The 22,083-nt window shown below is 59.2% G+C and carries 19 protein-coding genes; 11 read left to right on the top strand and 8 right to left on the bottom strand.

Annotated features, from left to right (window positions below):
• The first annotated feature begins 465 nt into the window (after positions 1 to 465).
• Positions 466 to 804: a hypothetical protein gene (locus T18_RS17530; RefSeq protein ID WP_003513656.1), complete on the top strand. Its 339-nt coding sequence runs from the start codon at positions 466 to 468 to the stop codon at positions 802 to 804.
• On the opposite strand, the gene T18_RS17525 is transcribed toward T18_RS17530, so the two are convergent.
• The 5 genes from T18_RS17525 to T18_RS17505 form a co-directional block, all read right to left on the bottom strand.
• Positions 780 to 1,706, bottom strand: a complete 927-nt coding sequence (locus T18_RS17525; protein WP_038491893.1) for a LysR substrate-binding domain-containing protein — start codon at positions 1,704 to 1,706, stop codon at positions 780 to 782. The genes T18_RS17530 and T18_RS17525 overlap by 25 nt on opposite strands.
• Before the next feature lie 238 nt (positions 1,707 to 1,944).
• Complete coding sequence (gene xdhC / locus T18_RS17520; protein ID WP_038491890.1) at positions 1,945 to 2,793, bottom strand: xanthine dehydrogenase accessory protein XdhC; 849 nt, start codon at positions 2,791 to 2,793, stop codon at positions 1,945 to 1,947.
• 11 nt (positions 2,794 to 2,804) lie between these two features.
• On the bottom strand, positions 2,805 to 5,144 hold the full coding sequence (gene xdhB, locus T18_RS17515; protein ID WP_038491887.1) for a xanthine dehydrogenase molybdopterin binding subunit: 2,340 nt from the start codon (positions 5,142 to 5,144) through the stop codon (positions 2,805 to 2,807).
• Between the two features lie 3 nt (positions 5,145 to 5,147).
• A complete protein-coding gene (xdhA, locus tag T18_RS17510) occupies positions 5,148 to 6,617 on the bottom strand; it encodes a xanthine dehydrogenase small subunit (protein WP_038491884.1) in 1,470 nt (489 codons plus the stop codon).
• A 124-nt stretch (positions 6,618 to 6,741) separates the two neighbouring features.
• On the bottom strand, positions 6,742 to 7,518 hold the full coding sequence (locus tag T18_RS17505; RefSeq protein ID WP_025594214.1) for a 3-hydroxybutyrate dehydrogenase: 777 nt from the start codon (positions 7,516 to 7,518) through the stop codon (positions 6,742 to 6,744).
• A 232-nt stretch (positions 7,519 to 7,750) separates the two neighbouring features.
• Between T18_RS17505 and T18_RS17495 the strand changes: the two genes are divergently transcribed.
• The 4 genes from T18_RS17495 (at position 7,751) to sbmA (ending at position 12,381) form a co-directional block, all read left to right on the top strand.
• Positions 7,751 to 8,812, top strand: coding sequence for an LLM class flavin-dependent oxidoreductase (locus T18_RS17495; RefSeq protein WP_038491878.1), 1,062 nt, complete (start codon positions 7,751 to 7,753; stop codon positions 8,810 to 8,812).
• Between the two features lie 54 nt (positions 8,813 to 8,866).
• Positions 8,867 to 9,619 carry a type I methionyl aminopeptidase gene (map, locus tag T18_RS17490; protein WP_003513640.1) on the top strand — a complete coding sequence of 251 codons (753 nt, stop codon included), beginning with the start codon at positions 8,867 to 8,869 and terminating at the stop codon, positions 9,617 to 9,619.
• A 110-nt stretch (positions 9,620 to 9,729) separates the two neighbouring features.
• Positions 9,730 to 10,920: an MFS transporter gene (locus tag T18_RS17485; RefSeq protein ID WP_019565173.1), complete on the top strand. Its 1,191-nt coding sequence runs from the start codon at positions 9,730 to 9,732 to the stop codon at positions 10,918 to 10,920.
• Positions 10,921 to 11,112: 192 nt separating this feature from the next.
• Positions 11,113 to 12,381: a peptide antibiotic transporter SbmA gene (gene sbmA, locus T18_RS17480; RefSeq protein WP_003513636.1), complete on the top strand. Its 1,269-nt coding sequence runs from the start codon at positions 11,113 to 11,115 to the stop codon at positions 12,379 to 12,381.
• 55 nt (positions 12,382 to 12,436) lie between these two features.
• Here the strand turns inward: sbmA and T18_RS17475 are convergent, their stop codons facing one another.
• Entirely contained in the window at positions 12,437 to 13,420 is a 984-nt protein-coding gene (locus tag T18_RS17475) for a polysaccharide deacetylase family protein (protein WP_038491875.1), read from the bottom strand.
• Positions 13,421 to 13,570: 150 nt separating this feature from the next.
• On the opposite strand from T18_RS17475, the gene T18_RS17470 reads away from it, so the two are divergent.
• The 4 genes from T18_RS17470 to T18_RS17455 all read left to right on the top strand — a co-directional run bounded on the left by T18_RS17470 (position 13,571) and on the right by T18_RS17455 (position 17,261).
• Positions 13,571 to 14,155: an NnrU family protein gene (locus T18_RS17470; protein WP_025594211.1), complete on the top strand. Its 585-nt coding sequence runs from the start codon at positions 13,571 to 13,573 to the stop codon at positions 14,153 to 14,155.
• A 154-nt stretch (positions 14,156 to 14,309) separates the two neighbouring features.
• Positions 14,310 to 14,981 carry a tetratricopeptide repeat protein gene (locus T18_RS17465; protein ID WP_003513632.1) on the top strand — a complete coding sequence of 224 codons (672 nt, stop codon included), beginning with the start codon at positions 14,310 to 14,312 and terminating at the stop codon, positions 14,979 to 14,981.
• Positions 14,982 to 15,014: 33 nt separating this feature from the next.
• The gene (der, locus tag T18_RS17460) at positions 15,015 to 16,445 is read left to right on the top strand and encodes a ribosome biogenesis GTPase Der (RefSeq protein WP_003513631.1); all 1,431 of its coding nucleotides are present in this window, start codon (positions 15,015 to 15,017) and stop codon (positions 16,443 to 16,445) included.
• Between the two features lie 207 nt (positions 16,446 to 16,652).
• On the top strand, positions 16,653 to 17,261 hold the full coding sequence (locus T18_RS17455) for a DUF2026 family protein (protein WP_038491871.1): 609 nt from the start codon (positions 16,653 to 16,655) through the stop codon (positions 17,259 to 17,261).
• Positions 17,262 to 17,451: 190 nt separating this feature from the next.
• Here T18_RS17455 and T18_RS17450 read toward each other — a convergent pair whose 3' ends face one another.
• Together T18_RS17450 and T18_RS17445 are read right to left on the bottom strand one after the other, a co-directional pair.
• Complete coding sequence (locus tag T18_RS17450; protein WP_013636642.1) at positions 17,452 to 18,501, bottom strand: bifunctional monoglucosyl/glucuronosyl diacylglycerol synthase; 1,050 nt, start codon at positions 18,499 to 18,501, stop codon at positions 17,452 to 17,454.
• A gap of 210 nt (positions 18,502 to 18,711) precedes the next feature.
• A complete protein-coding gene (locus tag T18_RS17445; RefSeq protein WP_038491868.1) occupies positions 18,712 to 19,632 on the bottom strand; it encodes a sugar kinase in 921 nt (306 codons plus the stop codon).
• A gap of 155 nt (positions 19,633 to 19,787) precedes the next feature.
• Between T18_RS17445 and T18_RS17440 the strand changes: the two genes are divergently transcribed.
• Together T18_RS17440 and aac(6') are read left to right on the top strand one after the other, a co-directional pair.
• The gene (locus T18_RS17440) at positions 19,788 to 21,452 is read left to right on the top strand and encodes an alpha-glucosidase family protein (protein ID WP_038491865.1); all 1,665 of its coding nucleotides are present in this window, start codon (positions 19,788 to 19,790) and stop codon (positions 21,450 to 21,452) included.
• Complete coding sequence (gene aac(6') / locus T18_RS17435) at positions 21,449 to 21,904, top strand: aminoglycoside 6'-N-acetyltransferase (RefSeq protein WP_038491862.1); 456 nt, start codon at positions 21,449 to 21,451, stop codon at positions 21,902 to 21,904. Before T18_RS17440 ends, aac(6') begins: the two co-directional genes overlap by 4 nt.
• The last annotated feature ends 179 nt before the right edge of the window (positions 21,905 to 22,083 follow it).

The following is a 22,083-nucleotide window of genomic DNA, read 5'->3' as shown; positions in this document are numbered from 1 at the left end:
ATCCCGTACGCTCGTGTCCACAACTTTGGCGCAGGCGCGGCGACGCCCCGCTTCCGCCCCCGCCCAATCGTCAAGGAGCCGTCCTGCCGCTGAGTTTGTGCTTAGCTGGCTAACGCGACTCAGCTATTATCCGCTGAGCAGTCTGCTGATGTGCAAAACGATTGGGCTGCGGGGCCTTGGAGCGACCTGCGTCCGAAAGGACGCTTCGAAGGGCACTCTGACACATTTATGTTGCGCATGTTCTTTCCGGTTTTCGGTCAGAGGCGCAGGGCTTCAATGACATGTTTTCGCTGGCGGTTCATTCCGAAAGCGGGTGCTGCGAACCCTGGGGGCGGGGCAGATCAGGGGCAGGTGTTGCAGTTCCCGGTGCCGTTGCGTCCGGGTATGCGTTGATGCTTGGATTTTGAATGAAGTGACGCAATGACCTTCCGGCAGCCGCCGTTGTTTTCAACGGAGACCGTGCCGATGCGCCTTGTTCTGACAGTTCTTTTCCTGCTGATGGCGTTCAACGCCACGGCGCTTGCGCATGAATCCCACAAGGGGTTCAAATATGAAAGCTACTGCTGCAATGGCGACGCCGAAACCGGCGATTGCCAGATGATCCCTACGCGAAGTGTTCGTGTCACGCAGGATGGTTACGAGGTCTCGCTTGCGCCCGGCGATCATCGTCTGGTGACGCGGCGCCATGTCTTCAGCTGGTCGCAGCGTGAGGCAAGACGATCCGAGGATGGAGAATATCATCTCTGTCTGTTTCCGGACGAGGACACGCCGCGCTGCTTTTATGCGCCTGATATGGGGTATTGAGATGTTTGCGGCCGGTTTTCGTCGATCCGCTTCAGTATCCAGTCGCGAAACAGCCTTATCTTGCGAATGTTCCTGCGGTTTTCAGGGTAGACGAGCCAGTAGTTCTTACCTTCGTTGCTGAGGTGCTCGAAGGGCTGATAAAGGCGGCCGAGGGCAATCTCGTCCGCATAAAGTTCAGGGGTGAGCATGGCTACCCCCTGGCTGGCAATTGCCGCTGCGGCTTCGAAAGCCTGCACGCTGAGGCGGCTGCGCGGATAACGGTCGAGGCCCGGATTTTCGATGCCGACTTCCCGGAACCATTGGCTCCACCAGATGTCACCCGGATCGATGATGCGCAGGCGCAGAAGATCCTCCGGCTTTTTCAATCCGCCGATGCTTTCGGCAAGGTTCGGATGCAGCATCGGCGTGTAAACGCCCCGCAGCAACTGATGATAGATCAGTCCTTTGCCATCGTCGCTGCTCCAGCGGATGGCGACATCGCAATCGGACTGCGTAAAATCGATCAATGCGCTTGATGTGTCGAGCCGCACGGCGATCGAGGGATGTTCAAGCTGGAAAGCTCCCAGATGCCGCGAAAGCCAGCGCGATGCGAAAGTCGCGGTGGAGTGAATGGTCAGGGTGGTGTCAGAGGTGTCACGGACATTGTCGACGGCCTCCCGTAAAGTGTTGAAGGCTTCCGCAACTTTCGGCGCCAGTCTCTGCCCGGCCTCGGTCAGCACAACCTGCCGCGCCTTTCTGATGAAGAGCGGCTCGCCAACATTCTCTTCCAGCAGTTTCACCTGATAGCTGACCGCCGTCTGCGTCATGCCCAGTTCCTCACCGGCCTTGGTGAAGCTGAGATGCCGGGCGGCGGCTTCGAACACGCGCAGGGCGTTCAGGGGGAACTGGCGAGACATTTTCATGGATAAGTTCTCTTTATGCCAACTGCCAAAGGTTTCATTGGTTTTTATCCGGAAAACAGAGCATTTTTAGCTCAATTCATCAACTGAGCTTCTGACATTTTTTAAATGGAGACGAACATGCGCACAGCACTCTTGCGCGCGTGGTCCCGCCTGCGCGCGGGTCTGCGGACCGCGGAACGGTTTTCCCTTGAAAGCCTTCGACCGGATAATCTGGTAGATGAAAGCCTGCCCGACGGGATCAGGCGTGATCTTGGTCTTGAGGATGGCCGCGCTGATTTTCGGTGCGACGGGTTTCGGCAGCGGAAAATGCTTGCAGCAACTCGGCTGCCACAAGGGCCGCTATGACGGCGGGGCGCTTGTCCTTGACGCTACTTCCACCGATCGGCAGGATGAGTTTTTGAAGGCGGGAAGGGGGTTCTCCCTCCCGCTCCAGCCAATGGGCGAAGGTGGCGCGTTTGGTTTTCGAGCCGATCATGCCGACATAAGCGAGATCGTCGCGGGCAAGCGCTTCCTTTGCAATCAGGAAATCGAGTGCGTGATCGTGGGTGACGATGATCGCAGCGCCGTTTGCGGGAATTTTCGCGATCAGCGCTTCCGGCATGGGGGTCAGCACGGATACGACACCGGCTGAAAGATCGCGCAACTCGTTTTCACGGGTTTCCACCACGGTCAGTGTCAAAGGCAGAAGCGACAGAGCATCTGTCAGCGCCTTGCCGACATGGCCCGCCCCGAAAATGAAGACGGCCTGCTGCTGCTCGGTTTCAGCCTTAAGCCTTGCCTCGAGTGCTGCCGCGATGTCCGGCGTTACCAGCCGGAAGCGGAGTAGGGTGCGGCCGCCGCAGCACTGGCCGATTTCGGGGCCGAGCGGAATATCCATGCCGTCTTCGGTCGTACCGTTCTTCAACATGGCACGGGCATGGTCTATCGCCATATATTCGAACTGCCCGCCGCCGATGGTCTCCCACAGCGCCTTCCGGCTTACCAGCATGAAGGTTCCCGCCTCGCGCGGCGATGACCCTTTCACGGCCTCGATTTCCACGAGGATTGCAGGTCCGGAGCTGGCGAGGAAGCGGGAGAGGGACGTCATTATGTCTCCCCTCACACCTTCTTCAACCGTTCCACCGCCATCAGCACCCGCTCGGGCGTTGCCGGCGCATCGAGGCGTGGGCAGACCTTATAGTCGGCGATGGACGCGACGGCCATTGAGAGTGCTTCGAGAACCGAGATCGCCAGCATGAAAGGCGGTTCGCCCACGGCCTTGGAGCGGCCGATGGTGGGCTCGGCGTTTTCCGACCATTCCGCCAGTTGAACGTTGAAAATCTTCGGCCGGTCGGAGGCAAGCGGGATCTTGTAGGTGGAGGGAGCGTGGGTGCGCAGCCGCCCCTTGCCGTCCCACCATAATTCCTCCGTCGTCAGCCAGCCCATGCCCTGGACGAAGGCGCCTTCCACCTGGCCGATATCAATGGCCGGGTTCAGCGACTTGCCGACATCGTGGAGAATATCGGTGCGCTCCATCATGTATTCGCCGGTCAGTGTATCGATCGACACCTCCGAACAGGCCGCGCCATAGGCGAAATAATAAAACGGCGTGCCGCGGCCGGCGGCGCGATCCCAATGGATTTTCGGCGTCTTGTAAAAACCGGCGGCGGAAAGCTGGACGCGGGCGAAATAGGCTCGTTTGATGAAATCGTTGAAGGCGATTTCCTCAAGCCCGATGCGCACCCGGTTTGGCAGGAAGACAACCTCTTCTTCCGGCACGTTCCAGTTCTCGGCAGCGAATTTGATGAGCCTTTCACGGATCTGGCGGGCAGCGTCATAGGCCGCCATGCCATTGAGGTCCGTACCGGACGAGGCGGCCGTGGCCGACGTATTGGGCACCTTGCCCGTGGTCGTGGCGGTGATTTTCACCCGGCCAATATCCACCTGGAAGGCATCGGCCACCACCTGCGCCACCTTGGTGTAGAGGCCCTGGCCCATTTCGGTGCCGCCATGGTTCAGGTGGATCGAACCGTCATTATAGATATGCACCAGCGCGCCCGCCTGATTGAAGGCCGTCATGGTGAAGGAGATGCCGAATTTTACCGGGGTGAGCGCAATGCCCTTGCGGATGATCGGGCTGGTCTTGTTGAACTCGACAATTGCCTGCCTGCGCGCGCGGTATTCGCTGGAGGCTTCCAATTCCTCGACGACGCGGGCGATGATGTTGTCCTCGACCTCCTGATGATAGGGGGTTGTGGTGCGGCCCGAACCGGTCTCGCCATAGAAATTGAGCTTGCGGACATCGAGCGGGTCCTTGCCGACGGCATAGGCGATTTCCTCGATGAAACGCTCAGCCCCGAGCATGCCCTGCGGGCCGCCGAAACCGCGAAAAGCGGTGTTGGAGACGGTGTGGGTTTTCAACGGCCGCGAGGTGAGGTGCACATGCGGGTAGAAATAGCTGGAATCCGCATGGAAGAGCGCGCGGTCGGTGACCGGGCCGGAAAGGTCAGAGGAAAAACCGCAGCGGGCGGCATAGGTGGCGTCAACGGCGTGGATGCGGCCTTCCTCATCAAAGCCTAGCTCGTAATCGACGCGGAAATCGTGGCGTTTGCCGGTGGCGGTCATGTCTTCGTCGCGGTCGGGGCGGATTTTCACGGCCCGGTTCAGCTTCTTGGCGGCAATGGCGCAAAGAGCTGCGAACTGGTTGCCTTGCGTTTCCTTGCCGCCGAAACCGCCGCCCATGCGGCGCACCTGAACCGTCACGGCATTGGACGGTATTTGCAATATGTGGCTGACAATGTGCTGGATTTCGCTTGGATGCTGGGTGGAGCTCCACAGCGTCACCTCATCGTCCTCGCCCGGTACGGCCATGGCGATGTGGCTTTCGAGATAAAAATGCTCCTGCCCGCCGATCCGCATCGTGCCGGTCAGGCGGCGGGGTGCCACGTCCATTTCGAGCTTCGCATCGCCACGCTTCAGCGTCATCGGATCGATGACGAGCGCGCCGCCATTTTCAATCGCCGTGTCGATATCGGTGAAATGCGGCAGGTCCTTGTAGACGATTTTCGCCTTGCGGGCGGCCTTGCGGGCAATATCGCGGCTTTCAGCGAAGACCGCGAAGATCGGCTGGCCGTGAAATTCAACCTTCGTTTCGGCCAGTAGCGGCTCGTCATGACGCCCGCCGGAGGAGACGTCGTTTTCGCCGGGCACGTCTTTACCTGTCATCACCCATAACACGCCCGGCGCAGCTTCCACTTCCGAAAGGTTCATCGAGACGATTTCGGCATGGGCCCGGTCGGAAAGGCCAAGCGCACCGTGAACGAGGCCGGCGGGTTCGGGAATATCGTCGATATATTCGGCGCTGCCCGTCACATGTTTATGAGCAGAATCGTGCCTGAGCGAGGCGTGTACAGGGCCGTCGATTTCGGTCTTGGTCTTATCGAAGCTTGTCGTGTCCATGGTTCAAGCCTCCTCCAGCGAGAAGCGGGCAAGTTCCTGCTTTTCCCCTGATGTCTCGAGGAAAAACCGTGTCAGCAAATTCTTGGCTGTGAGTTGCCGATATTCGGCGGTCGCGCGCCAGTCGGTCAGCGGTGTGAAATCCTCGTCCAGCACATCGCGCGCCGCGTCGATGGTATCCTGCGACCACGCCTTACCGAGAAGCGCTGCCTCGAGATGTGCAGCGCGTTTCGGCGTGCCGGCCATGCCGCCGAAGGCGATGCGGATGTTTTCGACTGCGCCATCGGCATCGAGCGTCAGATTGAAGGCGGCGCAGAGCGCGGAGATATCCGCGTCCCGGCGCTTGGAAATCTTGTAGACGGCGTAGTGACTTCCCGGCGTCTGGAACGGAATGAAAAGCTTTTCGACGAATTCGCCGCTCAGCCGGTCCTGTTTGCCATAGTCGATGAAGTAGCTTTCCAGCGGCAAGGTGCGGCTGCCGGAAGACGAGCGCAAGGTGAGCGTGGCGCCGAGCGCGATCAGGGCCGGGGGCGTGTCGCCGATGGGCGAACCGTTGGCGATGTTGCCGCCGATGGTTCCCATATTGCGCACCTGTTCGCCGCCAAGACGATCGAACAGCCGGGCAAGCGGCGGGAAATGTTCTGCAATGGTCTTGAAGGCCTGGCTGTAAGTGACACCGGCACCGAGCGTCACGCCGTTCTCATCCACGGCAATACCCTGCAGATCGCCGAGGTTGTTGATGAAGATGACAGGGTTAAGCGCCCGCATCTGCTTTGTCACCCACAGGCCGACATCGGTGGAACCGGCAACGATGGTAGCCTTCGGCTCGGCGGCATAGATATCGGTCAATTCAGCAAGCGTTGCCGGGATGATGGTCCGGTCCTCGCCGCGGGTGACCGTAATGGTCTCATTGGCGCGGATCGCCCAGAGCCTTGCCATGATATCGGTGCGGTCGCGTTGCAGCGGGTCGAACAGCGCACTCGGGCGGGCGGCTGCAATCTTTTCGGCAGCCCGCACAATCGGCTCGTAACCCGTGCATCGACAGAGATTGCCTTGCAGTGCCTTTTCAATATCGGCGCGGCCGGGGTTTTCGCTGGCAAGCCACAGGCCGTAGAGCGACATGATGAAGCCCGGCGTGCAGAAACCGCATTGGGAACCGTGGAAATCCACCATTGCCTGCTGCACGGGGTGAAGCGTGCCATCGCGGCCGGCCAGATGCTCTACCGTCACGATATGGGTTGCATGCAGCGAGCCCAAAAAGCGGATGCAGGCATTGACGCCTTCATAACGCAGCGAGCCATCAACAAGCCGCCCGACCAGCACCGTGCAGGCGCCGCAGTCACCTTCAGCACAGCCTTCTTTCGTCCCGGTCAGCCGTCTTTGAAGGCGGAGATAATCGAGAAGCGTGTCTGTCGGTCCGAAACCCTTAAGCGAAATGGTTTCGCTGTTGAGGATGAAGCTGATCGCGTCGTTCATGCACTGCCTTGCTTTTTGTCCGGTTGAGCCGGTTCCCAATCTGCTATCTATGCACGCCCGCGCGCGCATATCGATTTCCGTTTTGGCAATTCATTGTTTCCAAAACGGAAAGAGATGTCATCGATTATTGCGCTGTCCAGCCGCCATCGACGGAAATATGCGTGCCGGTAATGTTGCTGGCGGCATCGCTTGCCAGAAACAGCGCCGCTGCCGCCACGTCATCGATGGTGACGAATTGCTTTGTCGCCTGCAATTCCAGCATCACGTCGTTCTTCACCGCCTCTTCGCTGATTCCGCGCACCTTGGCCATTTCCGGTATCTGCTTTTCGACGAGCGGCGTCAGCACATAACCGGGACAGATGGCGTTGACGGTGACGCCCGTCTGCGCAAGCTCGAGCGCCGCCGTCTTCGTCAGGCCCATGATGCCGTGCTTGGCTGCGACATAGGCCGATTTGAACGGCGAGGCGACGAGACCGTGGGCAGAGGCAATGTTGATGATACGGCCTTTGCCGGCCTTCTTCATCAGCGGTATCGCAACGCGCATCGTATGGAAGGAACTGGTCAGATTGATGGCGATGATCCAGTCCCACTTTTCCGTTGGAAACTCCTCGATCGGAGCGATGTGCTGAATGCCGGCATTGTTGACGAGCACATCGACCGAACCAAGCTTTTCATGCGCGGAATTGATGAGATCGGCAATCTCGTCCGGTTTCGTCATATCTGCCGGGTGGTAGAGCACACGCCCGCCACTTTCGGCTTCCAGCAAGAGGCGGAGTTTTTCAATTTCGTCTTCGTCGCCGAAGCCATTCAGCACGATATTCGCGCCCTCCCTCGCAAATCTCTGTGCGATGCCAAGGCCGATGCCACTTGTGGAGCCTGTCACGATAACTGTCCGATGCATGCTTTCCCCTTTTTGCATTACTTCGCACATATTTAAGCAGGTTATGCCCAAAGGGGGCGGGCTGGCAATCGCGATTTCGGGCGCGATTTCGGGGGAGGCCGGCATGGGGCATAATGCGCCGGCGCCCATCCACTTTTTCGAAGCTAAGCATCCAGATTTTACGACAGATTTTGCATTTGTCTGAAGGGCCGTCCGTGCCTATCTCTCAGACAATCAAACAGAGGTATCGTCTATGGAACTCGGTCTTTACACTTTTGCGGATGTCAATCCCAACCCCGCCGATGGCCGTGGGCCGGAAGGTGCGCGCCGGCTGCGCGAACTGCTTGAGGAAATCGAGCTTGCCGATCAGGTTGGACTGGATGTGTTTGGGCTGGGTGAACATCACCGCCCGGACTATGTCGCGTCCTCACCCTCCACCGTGCTTGCGGCGGCGGCGGTGAAGACGAAGAACATCCGCCTGACGAGCGCTGTCTCGGTTCTGAGTTCGGATGATCCGGTCCGGGTCTTCCAGCAATTCTCCACCGTCGATCTCCTGTCGAACGGCCGTGCCGAAATCATGGCCGGGCGCGGTTCCTTCATCGAATCTTACCCCCTGTTCGGTTACGACCTCGAAGACTATGACGTGCTGTTTGCGGAAAAGCTCGACCTGCTCTTGGCGCTGCGCGAGAACGAAATCGTCACCTGGTCCGGCACCAAACATCCGGCCATCAATGGGCGCGGGGTCTATCCGCGTCCTCTTCAGGAGCGTCTGCCGGTCTGGATCGCGGTTGGCGGCACGCCGCAATCGGTGGCGCGGGCCGGCGCCATGGGGCTGCCGGTGGCGCTTGCCATCATCGGCGGCGAATATCGCCGTTTCGCGCCGCTGTTCGATCTCTATCACGAAGCTGCACGCCGGGCGGGGCAGGAAAAGACCAGGCTGCGCACCAGCATCAACGTGCACGGCTTCATTGCCGACACCACCGACAAGGCAGCGAACCAGTTTTACGGACCGCAGGCAGAGGTGATGAATCGCATCGGCCGCGAGCGCGGCTGGGGTCCGACAAACCGCGCGCATTTCGATGCGGCGCGTGGGCCGGAGGGCAACCTCTTCCTTGGAGAACCTGAGCTGGTGGCGGAAAAGATCATCAAGGCGCATGGCGTTTTCAAGAACGACCGTTTCCTGTTGCAGATGGCAATCGGCCTGATGCCGCATGACCAGATCATGCGCGGCATCGAGCTTTATGGTACGAAAGTCGCGCCTGTTGTCAGAAAAGAATTGACGGGGAGTGCCGATCCGGTGAAAGCCACGGCCTGATTATTACCAAGGCGGGCGTCTTCAGACCCGCCATTTAGAACGACGGACAGAAACATGGTCATCTCCACCGACGAAGAACTGGTTTTGCTAAAGGATATCGGTCGCATCTGCGCCGTAGCCATGCAGACCATGGCGGATGCGCTGGAACCCGGTATCACCACGGCCGAACTGGATGCGATCGGCCGAAAGGTACTGGAGGATAACGACGCGCAATCGGCGCCGGAGTTCTGCTACCAGTTTCCCGGCGCGACCTGCATCAGCGTCAACGAAGAGGTTGCGCATGGTATTCCTGGCCCGCGCATCATCAAGGCGGGCGATCTCGTCAATATCGATGTCTCGGCGGTGAAGAGCGGTTTCTTCGGCGATACGGGCTCGTCTTTCGCCGTGCCGCCGGTGAAAAAGGAGATCGAGCGGCTGTGCCGCGATGGCAAGCGCGCCATGTGGACGGGCTTGCAGCAGGTGAAAACCGGTCGGCCCTTTGCCGATATCGGCAATGCCATCGGCTCCTTTGCAAAAAAGAACCGCTACACGCTGATCACCAATCTGGCGAGCCACGGCATTGGCCGCTCCCTGCATGAGGAGCCGAAGGAACTGGCGACCTGGCCGGACAAGGGTGAGCGGCGCATCATGCAGGAGGGCATGGTCTTCACCGTTGAACCCTTCCTGTCGACGGGTGCCTATTGGGCCGAAGATGGCGACGACGATCCGTGGACGCTCTATAGCGATCCGAGCGCGCCGACCGTGCAGTATGAACATACCGTGGTTGCTACGAAGAACGGCCCGCTGGTGCTGACGCTGGTTGAGTGAGGGGATGCGCAGGCGACGGGATCTTGCATCTCGTACCGATAAAGACGGCTTATGCTGCCGATCAAAATAACTCGCTTGTTCCGTGGCAGTGCGGTTGCGATAAGCCGTACATGAGCATCGACAAGCCACTTTCCCCCAAACATCTGACTGCACTCGGTTTCGCCGGCGCCTTGATGATGGCGTCCGCCATGGGCTTCGGCCGTTTTTCCTTCACCCCCATTCTTCCTGGCATGATGGCGGATGTTCCGCTTTCCGCGGGGGATGCGGGTATCGTCGCGGCTGGAAATTTCGCCGGTTATCTCGCGGGGGCGGTTCTCGCCGCCTATTCATGGGGCTCGGGGCGCGAACGGCTGGTCGCCCTTTGCGGCTTGTTTTCCACGGGCGCGTTGCTGCTTGCCATGGCCGCCTTCAACTCCGTTGCGGCCTTCACCCTGATCCGGTTTTTCGCCGGCGTTGCCAGTGCGATGACCATGATCTTCACGTCGCAGATCGTCATCGGCCACGCCATGAAAGCCGGCAAGGACCATATTCAGGCGCTGCATTATGGCGGCGTCGGTGCCGGCATCGCGATTTCCTCGCTTGTGGTCTATCTTATCGGCGTCGTTTTTGATGGCGGCGGTGCCTCCTGGCGGGAGGAGTGGATTGCCGGTGCCGTCTTTTCCTTCGCTACGTTTCTTCTCGTCTGGCGGGTGCTGCCTGCCGGGCCACCCCGGCATGCCTCTGCGCTGTCGGAGCCGCCGCTCAAATGGACGAAGCCGCTCTTTCTGACGACGCTCGCCTATGGGCTATTCGGCTTCGGTTACGTCATCACCGCCACCTTCATTGTTGCGATTGCCCGCATGGCTGCTGCTGGCGCTTTCGTGGAGTTTCTGGCCTGGTTCGTGACGGGATGTGCCGCCGCCATTTCGCTTTTCCTCTGGAAGCCAGTCTTGAAATCGCAGGGGCTGAAACGCGCTTTCGTGATCGTGCTTGCTGTGGAAGCCGTCGGCGTCTTCGCTTCCGTCATGCTGCCACCCGTTCCGGGCGTGCTTGCCGGCGGTCTGCTTCTGGGGCTGACCTTCATGGTCATCACCGCCTATGGCCTTCAGCTCGGCCGGGAATTCGCAGGCCCAAGCCCACGCCGCGCCTTTGCCCTGATGACGGCAGCCTTCGGTACTGGACAGATCGTCGGACCACTCGCCGCCGGCTGGATTGCCGAGGTGACGGGAAGTTTTACTGCACCAAGTATTCTCGCCTCTGCCGTGCTTGTCGCCAGCATTCTCCTGATGCTGCCGGTTCTCGCCACGGAGCGGCGGCGCTAAATCCGCCCGGGCATATTGCGCCTCACAAGGGGCGATTTCAGGGGTTCCTTGCGGGATCGATCCGCCGTTTGCGCCTTACATCTTGTTAAGGTCGTCGCTTCTTCGTTGCTGTGCACAAATTTCTGCCCTAGGTTCGGGCCATCTAGTGCTTCGCCAATAATGGCTGACTTCAAACGCGCGTGAGTTCGAAACGTGTTTCATTCTTTCTTTCCCAAACCGAAATTGTTCTTCACCTCCGCCATCGTCTGGGCTTTTGTCGCCATTCTTGGATGGTACTTCATCGTTGAAGGGCTAGGCAGGTCTTGGGGCTACGTGATGCCCGAGCAAGAACCTTACGATCTCAGCTATTTTCTGGTTCCCGCCAATCTGTTCTTCTACGCCTATCTGGCATTGTGCCTGGTGTTGTTCGGGGCTGTCTGGACCGTTCTCGCCAAGGATCACCCCTGGAAGTTCTGGTCCATATGGGGATCGCTGCTGATTATCGCGGTGACCTATTTCGGCGTTCAGATTTCCGTCGTCATCAACAATTTCCGGCGGCCTTTCGGCGATCTCCTGCAAAATGCGCTGTCAAAACAGCCGGGTATCGAAGTCTGGGATTTTTACAGTCTTCAGATTGTCTTCGCCAAGATCGCCTTTCTCAGCATGGCTGTGTCGATCCTCACGGATTTCTTCACCAGCCATTATATCTTCCGCTGGCGCACCGCGATGAACGACTTCTACATGTCAAAATGGGAAAAGCTGCGCCACATCGAAGGTGCCTCGCAGCGCGTTCAGGAAGATACGATGCGGTTCTCCTCCACGCTGGAGGGGTTGGGTATTACCCTGATCAATTCGGTCATGACGCTTGTTGTGTTTCTGCCGATCCTGTTTGCGCTGTCGTCCTACGTCTCCGAATTGCCGATCCTTGGCGAAGTGCCGCACGCGCTGTTCTGGCTGGCGATTGTCTGGTCCGTGTTCGGCACCGTGCTTCTGGCGACGGTCGGCATCAAGCTGCCCGGCCTGAATTTCCGCAACCAGCGTGTGGAAGCGGCCTATCGCAAGGAACTGGTCTACGGTGAGGATCACGCCGACCGCGCCCAGCCGCCGACTGTCAAGGAGCTTTACTCCAATGTGCGGAAAAACTATTTCCGCATGTATTGGCACTACCTCTACTTCAACGTCGCGCGGTATTTCTACATTCAGGCCGATGCCGTGTTCCTGCTCCTGATGCTTGTTCCCACCATCGTGGCGGGCAAGATCACCTATGGTATCTACCAGCAGATCGCCACGGCCTTCGGTCAGGTCAGTAATTCGTTCCAGTATCTGGTCAATTCCTGGACCACGATCATCGAGCTGCTGTCCATCCACAAACGTCTTGTGGCTTTCGAGGCCGCGATCGATGACAAGCCACTGCCTGAAATCGACGAGCGTTATCTTCAGCGGGAAGCGGAAGCCGGAGAGCTGGCGGCCAACAAGCCCTGACGGAAAACAAAAAGGGCGGCCGATTGGCCGCCCTTTTGCATTGTATCCGGGGACCTTAGCCCTCTGTCTTCTGCTTCCTGCGCGCCTTGATGATCGGCATGGCCTCGGCGTAACTCACGCAAGCAACATCGTCGCTGCGGCAGACTTCGCGCAGCAGCCGCTCATAGGCGTTCCAATAGGCGCCGCCATTCATCTTCACGAAATGGAAGCCCATCTGCAGGGGGATGCGTTCGCCATTATACTGCTTGTCGAAAGCGGTGCGGAACGCCGCATAGGCGCGGTCCTCGAATTCCTGCGCGCGGTCCGGCGTCTCGACGCCGATGGAGTGGCGGATGAAGAGGTTGTAGTCCATGGCGATGATCGGGCGATTGCCGGGGCCTTCCGGAACCAGCGGCAGGCCGAAATGTTCGATGCCGTCGCGCTCCACCGGCCATTCCGGCCCCTTGGTGATGCTGGTGGCGTCATAAACGAAGCCGTGTTTCTTCTGGGCTGCGGTCAGCGCCGGCCCCTGCGAAAGATAGGGCGCGCGGAAACCGTTGATGTTTTTCACCATGTCGCGCCAGCCTTCGGGTTCCTCACCCTTCTTGCCAATCATCTGCCAGGCATTTTCCAGCGTGCTGGTGAAGGTGGTGAACTCGCCGTCCCATTGCTCGGCGGTCCATTGGCCGCCATCGAAATGCCCGCAGGTGTGATTGCCGATTTCGTGGCCTTCGCGATAGGCCGACCAGATGTTGCGCAGCCGCGTCTCCACCTCTTCCGGCGACTGGCCAAAGCCGACATTGGAGCGCCCGGCCTTCTGGCCGGGGCCCTGATAGGTCTTGGCGCTGGTCTTGCGGTCCATCACCAGCGTGCAGGCAAGGAAATAGGTGAAATGCGCGCCGACCTCCTTCGCCGTCGCCCGACTTCTTTCCCACAGCGAATTGTCGCCCGCACCGTCGAAAGAAACGATGACGAGCTGCTTCGGCTTCTCTGCATTTTCGGCAAAAGCGGGAAGGGCAAGGCATAGCGACAGGGAAAAAGCAGTCAATGGGCGAAACATCAGGCATCCGTCATGTGAAACACCGCTGCCTTTTGCGGGTGGAATAAGGCGAAGCTTTGAATAAACTGGCTTTTTTACGTCTTTCAGCCTAATTCCTTTTCTGCGTCGCGGTAATGAGGCCGCATTCCGTTCCACCGGGGACCGTGTTCCATGCTTTTTCTCGTACTCTGTCTTGCCTTGTTTTTCCTGACGCATCTTTTGAAGGTGTTTGCGCCGCGATTTCGCGCGCAGATGATCGCGAAGATGGGAGAAGGACCGTTCAAGGGCGTCTATTCTCTCGCAAGCCTCATAACGCTCGGTCTCGTCATCTATGCGTTTGGCGAGGCGCGACAGGAAACCGGCTTTCTGTGGAACCCGCCGGTCTGGACGAGCCACCTCGCCGTGACCCTGATGCTGCCCGCGATGATCTGTCTTATTGCCAGCCTCATCCCGGCTGGCCACATCGCAACCAGAACAAAACATCCGCTCATTCTGGCGGTCAAGATCTGGGCGCTCGCCCATCTTCTGGCGAATGGAGAGACCTCTTCGATTCTTCTCTTTGCATCGTTCCTCGCCTGGGGTGTGGTGATGCGGATTTCGCTGAAGCGCCGGGAAAGAGCGGGTGAAAAAGTGGTCCGTCCCTTCGTCTCGGGCCGTTACGATCTGGTGGCCATCGTCGGCGGCATCGTTCTCTGGGGCGCTTTCATCCTGAAACTGCACGAATGGTTGATCGGCGTTCAGCCCATCGCCATGTAGGAAATCAACGTTTCCCCCTTACATATCAGGCAAAATAGGCTAGAAGGCCGACCATGACCCGTCGGCCGGACTTTTGCTGACCCGGGTAAGCGGCTTGGTATGTCTGCGAACGGATGGATCGGCGACGATCTCCGCGCGGGTAACGGAGAATTTGATGGCAAACGAAAATGATACCTTTATCCGCGAAGTGAACGAGCAGATCCGTTCCGAGCAGCTTTCCCGTTTCTGGGGCCGCTACGGTATCGTGGTCGTTGGCGCCGCCGTTCTCGTGGTTGTGGGCGCCGCCGGTGCTGGCATCTACGAATACTGGAACACCAGCCGCGCTTCCAATTCCGGCGACCAGTTCATTGCGGCGCTGAAGCTTGCTTCCGACAACAAGACGGACGAAGCGCTGAAGGCCTTTGCCGATCTTGAAACCTCCGGTCATGGCAATTATCCGGTGCTGGCGAAGTTCCGTTCTGCGACGCTGCTTTCGCAGAAGGGCGATGCGGCCGGCGCCATCGCTGCCTTCACCGCGATCGGCAACGACACGTCTGCCCCGCAGGTCTTCCGCGATACGGCGAAGGTGCGCGCGGCGTGGCTGCTGGTTGACAACGGCACGTATGATCAGGTCGTTGCACTTGCGGAGCCGTTGAGCGGCGAAGGCCAGACCATGCGTGCATCGGCTCGCGAAGCCCTTGGTCTTGCCGCCTACAAGGCTGGCGATTTCGCCAAGGCCAAACAATGGTTCGAGCAGATCGTCAGCGACGCGCAGGCGCCACGCAATGTGACGAACCGCGCGCAGATCATGCTCGACAATATCACTGCTTCGGGCAAAGCTGTCTAACACGGCTTTCCCACCTCCAAGGATTAACGATCAATGAGCTTCACCGTCGCCATAGTCGGGCGCCCCAATGTCGGCAAGTCCACGCTTTTCAACCGTCTGGTCGGAAAGAAGCTGGCGCTTGTCGACGATACGCCGGGCGTGACCCGTGACCGCCGCCCCGGCGACGCGAAGCTTGTCGACCTTCGTTTCACCATCATCGATACCGCCGGTCTGGAGCAATCCGGGCCGGAGACGCTTCAGGGCCGCATGTGGGCGCAGACTGAAGCGGCGATCGACGAAGCCGATGTGACGCTTTTTGTCGTTGACGCCAAGGCAGGCCTGACGCCCGCCGATGAAACGCTGGCCGAAATGCTGCGCCGTCGTGGCAAGCCGGTGGTTCTGGTGGCCAACAAGTCCGAGGCGCGCGGTTCCGATGCGGGCTTCTACGATGCCTTTACGCTTGGTCTTGGCGATCCGTGCGCCATCTCTGCCGAACATGGCCAGGGCATGATCGACCTGCGCGACGCCATCGTCGAGGCGATTGGCGAAGACGTTGCCTTCCCGCCTGAAGTGGATGAGGCGGAGACCGATATCGTTCTTCCGCGCACTGAGCCCGGCAGCGAGGAAGAGGAAGAAGAAGAGCCTGTTTATGACGAGACCAAGCCGCTGCGTGTCGCCATCATCGGCCGACCGAATGCGGGCAAGTCCACCCTCATCAACCGTTTCCTTGGTGAAGACCGCCTGCTAACCGGCCCGGAAGCGGGCATTACCCGCGACAGTATTTCCGTCGAGTGGGACTGGCGCGGCCGCACCATCAAGATGTTCGACACGGCCGGAATGCGCCGCAAGGCCAGGGTGACGGAGAAGCTGGAGAAGCTCTCGGTCGCGGATTCCCTGCGCTCCATTCGTTTCGCCGAAACGGTGGTGATCGTGTTCGACAGCACCATTCCGTTCGAAAAGCAGGACCTGCAGCTGGTCGATCTCGTTATCCGCGAAGGCCGCGCCGCCGTGCTTGCCTTCAACAAATGGGATCTGGTTGAAGATCCGCAGGCGTTTCTGGCCGATCTGCGTGAAAAGACCGAGCGGCTTCTGCCGCAGGCCCGCGGCATTCGCGCCGTGCCGATGTCCGGCCAGACGGGCTATGGCCTTGACCGGTTGATGCAGAACATCATCGATACCGACAAGATCTGGAACCGCCGCATCTCGACCGCCAAGCTCAACCGCTGGCTCGATGCGCAGACCACGCAGCATCCGCCGCCAGCCGTTTCCGGCCGCCGCCTCAAGCTGAAATACATGACGCAGGTAAAGGCGCGCCCGCCGGCCTTCATGATTTCCTGCACCCGACCGGAAGCAATTCCGGAGAGCTACACGCGCTACCTCGTGAACGGTCTGCGCAAGGATTTCGACATGCCGGGCGTGCCGATCCGCGTGCATTATCGTGGCTCGGACAATCCATTCGAGAGCAAGGCGAAGAAGAGGCGGTAATCGGCTGCTGAAAACCTCTCCTCCATTATTCTCGCGCTAGTCCCGAGAATCTGCAAACTTTCGATTTTGCGACTCGGGAGGTAGATCCTCGGGACAAGCCCGAGGATGACGTCGCGTGGGGCCGAGGTCTCACCAATATCGAGATCGACGGTGAACCGGTCTCTCCCGTTGCCTTCCGATAATCATAAAACTGGCGAGTAGAAAACCATGTTGATCAAGCAGACCGACTATCACCGGATTTACCGCGTCATCAACAGCCTGCTCGTCAACGACAATGCCGACCCGGCTACGGCCTGCATGTATTTCAGCACCTTCGGCGCCTTCATCCTTCAGCAGCATTACAAGGTGAAAGCTGTGCCGAAGGGCGGGCTTGCCGCTTATAATCTGGGCGGAACAATCATGCTTTTCGCGGACCATCGTGACGATGGTTACGTGACGGGCGCTGGCGATAATTTCCATTGCTGGGTCGAAGCGGACGGATGGGCTATCGATTTCATGGCGCCCGCTTTTTCGCAGAGCGCACGCGAACTTTCCGTGCCCCCGAAGATGTTTCAGCGTCCGCTATCGGCCATGGCGGCTTCCATCAACGATCTCGATCATTCCGGCGATTTCTTCTACCGCTCCGAGCCGGAAGCCACCGCGCGGCGTTTTGCCGACTGGCACAAACAGGCGATGATCGGCGATCTGGCGAGCGTCGCCGCAAACTGGTTCCGCAAGTCGCCGAAACAGATGTCCCCGTCGCTTTCGGTCACGGAGCGGAACGGCAAGGCGCGGACGGTGCCGCTTTCCGGCCAGGCGCTCGTCGGCGCGTGGTGATCTGAGACGGGATAAGTCTTTGTGAAATTAGGACGGCCAGCGTGATCTCGCGGCAGCCGCCTGACGTCAATCAGCAGCCCGACCCCGTTCTAAAGATAACGGCGGTCGCGTCCAGATCGTCTTGTGACACTCCTGCTTTGTTTCGTCCACCGTTCCCCGATAAAATGTGGGGGATGAATGTGTCTCCACGTCAGGCAAGTCGTGAGCGGGACAAAAGCGGCAGGGATTTTCCGGCGGCGTGTATGACGTTGTCAAGGAATTGCCGCGATGCCTTTTCCCAGCTGTAGCTTTTGGAAAGCGCCAGAGCCTCCTGTGATGAACAATGGAGCGCTGCAAGACACGCGTCGCGAAGATTGTCATTCAGCGCGCCTGCCCCGGGATTGCCGCCGAGAATGTCGATCGGCCCGGTAACGGGGAAGGCGGCCACCGGCACACCGCTCGCCAGCGCTTCCAGAATGGTGTTGCCGAATGTGTCGGTCTTGGACGGGAAAACGAAGACATCGGCCTGCGCATAGGCAGCCGCGAGTTCTTCCCCGGTCTTGATGCCGGTAAACAGCACGTCCGGATATTTTTCCTGCAATTCATGGCGGGCCGGGCCATCGCCGATCACGACCTTCGATCCGGGCAGCTCGAGGTCGAGGAATTCAGGCAGGTTCTTTTCCACCGCCACACGACCGACCGTCATGAAGATCGGTCTTGGCAGATCGAAAGGCAGCGACGTTTTCGGACGTGGATGGAACAGTTCGGCATCGATGCCGCGGCTCCAGCGCTTCAAGTTGCGAACCCCGCGGGCCTCAAGCTCGGTCTCCAGGCTTGGCGTCGCCACCATGCAGGTGTTGCCGCCATTGTGAAACCAGCGCACGAAAGCGTAAAGCCAGCTTTCTGGGATCGGGAAGCGCGCCGCGACATATTCGGGAAAGCGGGTGTGATAGCTGGTGGAAAAACGCATCCTGTTCTTCACGCACCAGCGCCGCGCCATGAAACCCAGCGGACCCTCGGTGGCGATGTGGACGAAGGAGGGCTGGCTTTTTTCAATCTCCGCCGCGACACGGCGATAGCCGGCGACTGACAGGCGAATTTCCGGATAGGTCGGGCAGGGGATGCTGTAGAAACTCTGTGGTGTCACCATGTGCACATCCACGCCCAGCCGCGCGAGTTCCGTATTGGTATTTTCGATGGAACGAACCACGCCGTTGACCTGCGGGTGCCAGGCATCTGTGACAATCGTGATTCTCGTCATGAAACACCGATCCTGCTCGACTGCGCGCGGGCGATTCCCCACCACCCGGCTTCCGCCCGTATATGCGGCGTGCGTGTTACAGGATCATGTCAGGGCGGATAAGGGTAGAGAAGTGTCCTTTGCGCACACAAGCTTGCTCTTGTCCGTAATGCGCTCTCCTGGTCATCCCTGTGACAAGCACAGGTATCAGGAAGCCGGTTCCGTCTGGCATCATCCGACCAGCGGAAGAAGCTCGGGGCTGATCAGCGCGCCGTGATGGCCGATGACGGTTGCCGCTGCCCGTGCGGCAAAGACGGCGGCGTCATGCGACGAACTGCCGGTTACATATCGGGCGAGAAACGCGCCGTTGAAACTGTCGCCTGCACTTGTCGTATCCACCACATCCACGGCTTCTACCGCCGGAGCGTGGCTGCGTGCGCCGCTGAAATCGAGTGTCGCACCCTTTGCGCCATCCTTGACGACGATGTTGGCGACGCCGAGCGCACGGTAACGCTCGATTGTGGCCTCGACGGATGTGTCACCAAAATGGCTGGCTTCGTCATCGAAACTTGGCATTACCAGCGTTGCGGCGCGTGCGCCGTTGGTAATCGTCTCCAGCATCGTGTCCTTGTCGGACCAGAGGCGCGGGCGGATGTTCGGGTCGAAGACCACGGGCTTGCCCGCTGCCTTGGCGCGGCGCAGTTCCGCAAGGAAAGTATCGACATCGTGCGGCGAGGCGAGAATGGCGAGCGTGATACCGGAAAAATAGATGACGTCGGCGCTTTCCACCGTCTTGCGCAGGTGGTCCGCATCTGCTGCGAGTTGCCTTGCTGCGGCGGCGTTGCGCCAATAGCTGAAGGTGCGCTCACCATCCTTGAGGTTGATGAGGTAAAGGCCGGGTGTGCCGCCCTTGATGCGGCGGATTTTTTCCGTGCCGATACCGGCATCTGCAATGAAGGCCAGCATGTCCTGCGAAAGAGGATCGTCGCCGAGTGCCGTGAAATAATCGACGGACCAGTCTTCTGGCAGGCAGGCACGTGCATACCATGCTGTATTGAAGGTATCACCGGCAAAACCCTTGCGCAGCAGCCCGTTTCCGGCCTGCGACAGTTCCACCATACATTCGCCAATCGACAGAAACCGTCCGCCCACGCCGTCATCCTCCACTTACTTTACCTTCGGGATTACGACGACAGGAGGTGCCTGACAAGCCCGCTTCGAGGTGATTTTGGGCATTTGCGAAGTTCCGGTTTACGCAGGGACAGCTGCTTTATATTCTCGGACCAACCCTCATCAGGAGATCGCTCATGCCGACAACCCATGCCCCGGTCCACAAATCCCAAGCGCAATCGGACTGGTGGAAGGGGGCGGTGATCTATCAGGTATATCCGCGATCCTTTCAGGATACGACCGGGGACGGTTACGGCGATCTTGCCGGGGTGACGAAGCGGCTGTCCTACATCGCCTCGCTCGGCGTCGATGCCATCTGGCTCTCGCCTTTCTTCACCTCCCCCATGGCCGATATGGGCTATGACGTTTCCGATTATTGCAATGTCGATCCGATGTTCGGCACGCTTGCCGATTTCGATGCATTGACGGCCGAGGCGCACCGGCTGGGGCTGAAAGTTATCATCGACCAGGTGATTTCGCATACATCCGATAAGCATCCCTGGTTCGTGGACAGCCGTGCAAGCCGCATCAACAGCAAGGCGGACTGGTATGTCTGGGCCAATCCCAAACCGGATGGCACGGCGCCCACCAACTGGCTTTCCGTGTTCGGCGGGCCGGCATGGGAATGGGATGGCGTGCGCAAGCAATATTACATGCACAGCTTTCTCGCCTCGCAGCCGGATCTCAATTTTCACAATCCGGATGTTCAGGATGCGCTTCTGGAAACCGTACGGTTCTGGCTCGATCGCGGCGTGGACGGTTTTCGTCTCGATACCGTCAATCACTATTTCCACGACAAGCTGTTGCGCGACAACCCGCCGCTTTTGGACGACGAAAGCTTTGGCCTCGATGCGTCCGACGTCAATCCTTACGGCATGCAGGATCATCTCTACGACAAGACGCGGCCAGAAAACGTGGCCTTCCTCCAGCGCCTCCGCGCGCTTCTCGATGAATATGAGGGCCGCGCCACCGTGGGCGAGGTGGGGGACGGCGCACGCTCGCTGAAGACGGTCGCGGCCTACACATCCGGCAATGATAAACTCAACATGTGCTATACCTTCGATCTGCTTGGCCCGGATTTCAGCGCAAAACACCTGCGGGGCTCGGTCGAGACCTTTGGCAAGGTGGTGACGGATGGCTGGGTGTGCTGGGCTTTTTCCAACCACGATGTGGTGCGCCATCTGAGCCGGTTTTCCGAAGGCTCTGAGGAGCAGACGCGGGTTGCGAAGCTCGCCATCTGCGTTCTCGCCAGCCTGCGCGGCTCGATATGTCTGTATCAGGGTGAGGAGCTGGGCCTGACCGAGGCCGAACTGGCCTTCGAGGATTTGCGTGACCCCTACGGCATTCGCTTCTGGCCCGCCTTCAAGGGGCGTGACGGGTGCCGCACGCCGATGGTGTGGGAAACCGGCAAACCGAATGCGGGTTTTTCAAGCGCGGAAAAGCCGTGGCTGCCGGTGCCCTATGCCCACGCCATGCAGGCGGCGGATGCGCAGGAGCGCAAGCCGGACTCGGTTCTTAACCACTACCGCGCGGTCTTGTCCTTCCGCAAAACCCATGGAGCATTGCGCGACGGCGATATGGACTTCATCAAGACCAATCTCGACGTGCTGGCCTTCACGCGCCACAAGGGTGACGAAAAGCTGCTGTTCGTTTTCAACCTGACCCGTGAGGCGGTGGAATTCCCTGTCCCGAAGGGTATGGAGGTCACGGATATCCTGCCGATGCCGGGTTTTGAGCCGCTGTTCGACGCCGGAATTGTGAAGCTTGAGGGGTTGGACGTGTTTTGCGGGGTCGTCGCTTGAGCCTGCAATTTTCCATCAGGCACGCCTCAGCATCTCTGGATGACTGGTGCCTTTTGCGCCACCGTTTATGGCCCGATGCCTCTGTTGCCGAACACAGGGCGGAATTGCAGAACCTCTCCGACAACGACGCCGGTTTCATTGCCCATGATCTGGTCGGAATGGCCATCGGTTTCGCCGACGTCAGCCTCCGGCGGGATTATGTCAACGGATGCGATACATCGCCTGTTGCGTTTCTCGAAGGCGTTTATGTGGAAGAAGAATTCCGCGGTCAGTGCGTTGCCGCGGCATTGATCGCCGAGGTCACCCGCTGGGCGATCAGCAAGGGTGTGAGTGAGCTTGCCTCCGATGCCGATATTGCCAATGTCGATTCACACCGCATGCACGCGGCGCTGGGGTTTGAGGAGACCGAACGGGTAGTTTATTTCCGCAAGCTGCTGCCATCGCATTCATGACTTGCCGATGCTGTAAGTCAGCCGATTTAGCAATCCGTCCGTTTCGCCTTGTCTGAACCGGCATTTTCATGCGGACGTCGCTCGGCTCTCTTATGCTTATTCCGGGAACTTGCGCCGCGTTGGACTTGGTGACGCGATGCAAATTGCCCATAGACGATAGTACTTATTTTCATACTAAT

The organism is Rhizobium sp. TBD182, from assembly GCF_001950375.1.
In the GTDB taxonomy this organism is placed as follows: Bacteria; Pseudomonadota; Alphaproteobacteria; order Rhizobiales; family Rhizobiaceae; genus Agrobacterium; species Agrobacterium tumefaciens.
The sequence above is the reverse complement of the archived record's forward strand: the minus strand, read 5'-3'. Positions and strand labels throughout refer to the sequence as shown.

Excerpts from the sequence above, each read along its gene's own strand:
- T18_RS17525 (WP_038491893.1), bottom strand. The coding sequence starts at position 1,706 with ATGAAAATGTCTCGCCAGTTCCCCCTGAACGCCCTGCGCGTGTTCGAA.
- T18_RS17475 (WP_038491875.1), bottom strand. The coding sequence starts at position 13,420 with ATGTTTCGCCCATTGACTGCTTTTTCCCTGTCGCTATGCCTTGCCCTT.
- T18_RS17495 (WP_038491878.1), top strand. The coding sequence starts at position 7,751 with ATGGAACTCGGTCTTTACACTTTTGCGGATGTCAATCCCAACCCCGCC.
- map (WP_003513640.1), top strand. The coding sequence starts at position 8,867 with ATGGTCATCTCCACCGACGAAGAACTGGTTTTGCTAAAGGATATCGGT.
- xdhA (WP_038491884.1), bottom strand. The coding sequence starts at position 6,617 with ATGAACGACGCGATCAGCTTCATCCTCAACAGCGAAACCATTTCGCTT.
- xdhB (WP_038491887.1), bottom strand. The coding sequence starts at position 5,144 with ATGGACACGACAAGCTTCGATAAGACCAAGACCGAAATCGACGGCCCT.
- T18_RS17465 (WP_003513632.1), top strand. The coding sequence starts at position 14,310 with ATGGCAAACGAAAATGATACCTTTATCCGCGAAGTGAACGAGCAGATC.
- T18_RS17505 (WP_025594214.1), bottom strand. The coding sequence starts at position 7,518 with ATGCATCGGACAGTTATCGTGACAGGCTCCACAAGTGGCATCGGCCTT.
- xdhC (WP_038491890.1), bottom strand. The coding sequence starts at position 2,793 with ATGACGTCCCTCTCCCGCTTCCTCGCCAGCTCCGGACCTGCAATCCTC.
- T18_RS17530 (WP_003513656.1), top strand. The coding sequence starts at position 466 with ATGCGCCTTGTTCTGACAGTTCTTTTCCTGCTGATGGCGTTCAACGCC.
- T18_RS17485 (WP_019565173.1), top strand. The coding sequence starts at position 9,730 with ATGAGCATCGACAAGCCACTTTCCCCCAAACATCTGACTGCACTCGGT.
- T18_RS17450 (WP_013636642.1), bottom strand. The coding sequence starts at position 18,501 with ATGACGAGAATCACGATTGTCACAGATGCCTGGCACCCGCAGGTCAAC.
- T18_RS17455 (WP_038491871.1), top strand. The coding sequence starts at position 16,653 with ATGTTGATCAAGCAGACCGACTATCACCGGATTTACCGCGTCATCAAC.
- T18_RS17470 (WP_025594211.1), top strand. The coding sequence starts at position 13,571 with ATGCTTTTTCTCGTACTCTGTCTTGCCTTGTTTTTCCTGACGCATCTT.
- T18_RS17440 (WP_038491865.1), top strand. The coding sequence starts at position 19,788 with ATGCCGACAACCCATGCCCCGGTCCACAAATCCCAAGCGCAATCGGAC.
- der (WP_003513631.1), top strand. The coding sequence starts at position 15,015 with ATGAGCTTCACCGTCGCCATAGTCGGGCGCCCCAATGTCGGCAAGTCC.